This window comes from Gemmatimonadota bacterium, from assembly GCA_026706345.1.
Taxonomy (GTDB): domain Bacteria; phylum JAAXHH01; class JAAXHH01; order JAAXHH01; family JAAXHH01; genus JAAXHH01.
This window is the reverse complement of record JAPOYX010000178.1, coordinates 35,584-40,354: the sequence shown is the minus strand read 5'-3', so window position 1 is coordinate 40,354 and position 4,771 is coordinate 35,584. Positions and strand designations below refer to the sequence as shown.

Sequence of the window (4,771 nt, the reverse complement as noted above, 5' to 3'; positions counted from 1 at the left end):
AAGATCCTCTGAGCCGTAAACAAGCAGTTACGCGAATCTCAGGTATGGCGCCGGCTTTGCAGAGTCGGATCTTGCTTTAGCTATACTGGCAGGGAGGGAATGTCAGGACAACGCACATACGATCTTGCCGAGATGCCGCTGGGATTCGAGGTAGTCGTAGGCCGCGGGTACTTCATCGAAGGGAAACACCCGGTCGATGCAGGGCCTGAGTCCCGACGCTTCGCAGGCCCTGACCAGGTCGTACAGATCGTCGGTGGAGGAAGTGTAAATTCCCCGTACCTGGATTTGCCGGCCGATGATGTCGAAGGGATTGAGACGCGTTTCGAATCCGTCCAGGATGCCCACGAGCGATACCCGGGCATGCAGTGCGCAGGCCTTCAGGGATTTCGCGAAGGTCTGGCCGCCCGCCACGTCCACGACCAGGTCGACCCCGGCCCCGCCGGTACAAGAACGAACCTGTTCCGGCCATCCCTCGTCCCGGTAGTCAAAGGTCTCCAGCACACCGAATTCCGCTTTCATCCGGCTGGATTTCTCTTCGGACGACGTGGTCAGCAGCACTCGCGCACCCATGATGCGCGTCAACTGGGCCGCAAAAACGGAAACACCGCCCGTTCCGTGGAGCAGAACCCACTCCCCGGCCTGCACATCACCCTGCGATACGACCGATGCCCAGGCGGTCAGCCCGGCAATCGGCAATGTCGATCCCTCGTGGTGCGAGAAATGGGGTGGCATGGGAACCAGGGCGTCCGCGGGATACAGCACCTCTTCGCACAGGACCCCGCCCACGCCACCCGCTCCCACCAGGGTCTTCATCCGGTCAGGCGTGAGTCTCCCGGCGGGCCAATGCAGGAAAGGCGCGTTCACGACCCGGTCACCCGGCCGGATTTCCTTTACGTCCGGTCCCGTTTTCAAAACATCGCCCGCCATGTCGGACCCGGCGACGAACGTCCCCTCGAACGGCTTGCCGTACCTGCCCCTGGCAACCATGAGGTCACGATAGTTCAGTGAAACGGATCGGACCCTGACGAGCGCCTCGCCGGGTCCGGGTCCCCCAAGCTCCGGCAAATCGGCTGCGGTAGCCAGGTTGTGATCAATTACATATGCGCGCATGTTTATTGCCCTGTAAAAGCCTGTCTGCCATACGACGTACGCCAGAGGCTGATATCCACTACCAATTTTCCATCCCGCGACGAAATTGGCAATTGATAAATACACCAGTAATTCGTATGCTTAGAGCGTTTCCGGATGCTTTGATCAGATTGCGTATTGAGCAATAAACAGGGATCGATAAACCGCGGACAGATCGGTCTGTACGAGTCAGGACAGTTGGACGAACAACGGAGAGGATCGCAAGGTAGTGGAAGACATACGTATATACTTCATCGGTGATTCCTACGTGAACGGGACCGGCGACCCGGCGTATCTCGGCTGGCCGGGACGGGCATGTGCCGCGTCGAGGTCGGCTGAGACCGCCATCACCTGTTACAACTTGGGAATCCGCGGCGATACGAGCGCCGACGTGCTCCGGCGATGGGAACGGGAAGTGGAGGCAAGGCGTCTTATACCTCACGACGGCCGGGTGGTGTTCGGCTTCGGCGCGAATGACTGCTGGATCGAGGATGGGAAGACGCGCGTGGATCGGGCCGATACGGTGCGCAACACCGAAGAGACCCTGTCCCGCGCGCGATCCCTGTTTCCCACGTTGATGATCGGACCGCCGCCCGGGATCGACGACGACGAACACGGCCGAAGAGCGGAGATTTCGTCGCTTATCGGCGAGATCGCCGGTAGAGTCGGCGTACCCTATCTCGAGGTAATCAACAAACTACATGCCGGTGGAGTCTGGCAAAACGAAGCGGCGCTCGGCGACTGCATTCATCCGGGTGAAGGAGGCTATGCCGCGCTGGCGGAACTGGTGCTCGCCTGGCCGGAGTGGTGGTTCCATGCATCTTAAAGGAGGCAAGTTGTGTCGTTGACGCAGGCACAGGTCGACCAGTTCAACGAACAGGGGTTTCTTCCGTACGAGGACCTGCTGACCCCTCTCGAGGTCAAAGCGCTTCACCAGCGCCTTGAAGACATCGGCAACGAATTGGTCGATTTCCCGGCCGAGTACGTTCAAATCGAACCGGGTGTGGAACGTTGCGAGGCGCAGGCCGATCCCGTACGCTTCAATAACGTGCGCAAGATCTGGAACCTGACGAAACACGACCCGGTTTTCATGGAGTTGGCACGCCATCCGAAAATCCTCGACGTGGTCCGGAACCTGATCGGCCCGGATCTCAAGATCTATGTGGACCAGACCCTCTGCAAGCCGCCCCGGGTGGGTTCGGCGAAACCGCCCCACCAGGATTCGGCCTACTGGACGAGTATCGATCCGCCCAACCTCGTGATCTGCTGGATCGCCCTGAACGACGCCACCGAGGACAACGGGTGTATGCGATTCATATCCGGTTCCCACAAGGCGGGGGTGATCGAGCATAAACACCTCGAGGATTTTCGTGTTGAGGACGCCCACGTCGGTTACGAACGGGAGGTGGCCGTACCCTTGAAGGCCGGCAGTTGTTCGTTCCACCACAGCCTGGCACTCCATCGGACCGACGCGAATTCCAGTGACCACCGGCGGATCGGATTGACCGTCGCGTACATGGATGCGCGATCAAAGTACATCGGAAGCGGTACCATGCCCGATTACGACCTCGTGTCCGGCAGGGCTTACGAGGGATGCGTTTAAGTGAACGCGCCGACACTGGGACGCAGGATTTCAGGGAACAGCGAATCCATCGGTATTCGCGTCAAAAGGAAAGCGTTTGATGTAGTGGCTCTGTATTTGAAGAGATTATATTACGATGCGTATTAATACTATTAGTAATAGTTTTAATATGGATATGGACCTGCCCGGAAGCAAATCTATAACGCTCCGGAACCTGATCCTCGCAGCACTGGCCGAGGGAACGACCGAGATCGCGTCGCCCTGCGACTGTGACGACACACGCGAAATGGTGGAATGTCTGGAAATGTTGGGGATAGCCATCGTATCGCGGGAAGACTATCGAAAGTTGACCATTGAAGGAAGAGGCGGCCGTTTCGTGGAAGGACCCGTAGTTCTCGGCCTCGGACTTAGCGGTACTTCTGCCCGGTTCCTGATCGCCCTCTCCGCCCTGAGGACTGAAGAAACCCGACTTGAAGGACAGGGTAGCCTCAAAGAGAGACCGAATCTTCCCCTGCTTGATGCCGTAGAGCAACTGGGAGGATTAACCTCATCCTCAAACGATGGATGCCTCCCCGTTTCCATAAAAGGCCCCAGCAAGTTTCACACCTCAGCCCGGATGAAAGGCGATGTGTCCAGCCAGTTCTTTTCCGCACTCCTGCAGATTGCTCCCTTGCTGCCCGACGGCCTTGAAATTCGGGTCGAAGGCGATCTGGTCAGCAGACCATACGTCGACATTACGCTCAATGAAATGCGTAAGTTCGGGGTCGAAGTGGTAAACGACGACTACCATCGATTCGACGTCACGCCGCAGCAGTACCGTTCCGGTTCCCGGACCGTGGAAGGCGATGCCTCCGCCGGATCTTACTTCGCGGCACTCGCCCTGATTCACGGTGGAAGAGTTGTTTTCGAGAACCTCGGCGCCAATACCTGTCAGGGCGATATCCGGTTTCTTTCCATTTGTGAGCGCCTGGGAGCCCGCGTGCAGCTGGACAATGAAAGGACCGTCATAGATGGTCCGGAGGGGGGCTGTGTACGGCCGACGGAGGGAGAAATCGACTGCGAGGACATTCCGGATGCCGCCTTGACCCTGATCGCCATATCGCCTCTGATTCCAGGCATGACGCGCATAACCGGAATCGGCACGCTGAAGCACAAGGAGTGCGACCGGATCGAATGCCCCGCGACCGAACTGCGGAAAATCGGCGTGGACGTTGCGACCGGCGACGATTTCATCGAGGTGGCGGAACTGCCGGCAAGGACCGGCAACACCCCGGGTAACGTCGATATCGAAACTTACCAAGATCACCGCATGGCCATGAGCTTCGCGGTGCTCGGAACCTGCCTCGGGAATCTGAATATCCTCGATCCAGATGTGGTCGGGAAGACTTATCCGAGATTCTGGGAGGACCTGGCGCGGGTACGATAAACCCGCCGGTTTCTGTCGGCCGGTTCCTGCCGTCCTACGCACTGCACCCTACCGCCGTACATACAGATCCGTAATCGTGGAATTATCGATGAAGAAGGGTTCCTGGCCCGTGGAGTCCTTTTTCCAGCCCGCCAGCCAGGGTTTGCGGAGCTGCAGGAAGTAGTCGTGGTAGAGGAAGACGCCGCCCACGTCCTCGACCAGGATTCGTTCCGCTTCTTTGTACATCTCGAACCGGCGTTCCTCGTCGGTCTCCCGCGCCGCCTCATCGACCAGCCGGTCGAACTCCGTGTTCATCCAGTCGTGCCGGCCCGCGCCCACGGGCTGGGAGTGCCAGACCATGCCGAGGAGGTTGTGGGGATCGGGGAAATCGTACTGGAAGGGGATCAGGCTGAGGTCGATCCGGTACTGGGCCATGGCCTCGCTGTAGACCCGGGGCTCCATGTTCCGCACGCCCACCCTGAGGCCCAGGTTATTGGAAAGCATCCCTGAAACGGCCTCGGCGGCCATGATGCGATTCGGATCGTTGCGGAGCCAGACGTCCACGGAGGGGAATCCCCGGCCGCCCGGATATCCGGCCTCGGCCAGCAGGCCGCGTGCAAGTTCGGGATCGTAACGCTGGGTGTCCTTCAACGCGG

5 protein-coding genes are annotated in these 4,771 nt (G+C 59.1%); 3 read left to right on the top strand and 2 right to left on the bottom strand.

What is annotated here, in order from left to right; translation table 11 throughout:
* Positions 1–102: 102 nt before the first annotated feature.
* Positions 103–1,110, bottom strand: coding sequence for an NAD(P)-dependent alcohol dehydrogenase (locus OXG98_12155; protein MCY3772754.1), 1,008 nt, complete (start codon positions 1,108–1,110; stop codon positions 103–105).
* A 247-nt stretch (positions 1,111–1,357) separates the two neighbouring features.
* Between OXG98_12155 and OXG98_12150 the strand changes: the two genes are divergently transcribed.
* The 3 genes from OXG98_12150 to aroA all read left to right on the top strand — a co-directional run bounded on the left by OXG98_12150 (position 1,358) and on the right by aroA (position 4,136).
* Positions 1,358–1,954, top strand: a complete 597-nt coding sequence (locus tag OXG98_12150) for a GDSL-type esterase/lipase family protein (protein ID MCY3772753.1) — start codon at positions 1,358–1,360, stop codon at positions 1,952–1,954.
* A gap of 12 nt (positions 1,955–1,966) precedes the next feature.
* Positions 1,967–2,731 (top strand): phytanoyl-CoA dioxygenase family protein, encoded by a 765-nt coding sequence (locus OXG98_12145; GenBank protein ID MCY3772752.1) that lies wholly within the window; start codon positions 1,967–1,969, stop codon positions 2,729–2,731.
* Between the two features lie 148 nt (positions 2,732–2,879).
* A complete protein-coding gene (gene aroA / locus OXG98_12140; protein MCY3772751.1) occupies positions 2,880–4,136 on the top strand; it encodes a 3-phosphoshikimate 1-carboxyvinyltransferase in 1,257 nt (418 codons plus the stop codon).
* A 48-nt stretch (positions 4,137–4,184) separates the two neighbouring features.
* Here the strand turns inward: aroA and OXG98_12135 are convergent.
* On the bottom strand, positions 4,185–4,771 hold a 587-nt coding region (locus tag OXG98_12135), incomplete at its 5' end, for an ABC transporter substrate-binding protein (GenBank protein ID MCY3772750.1).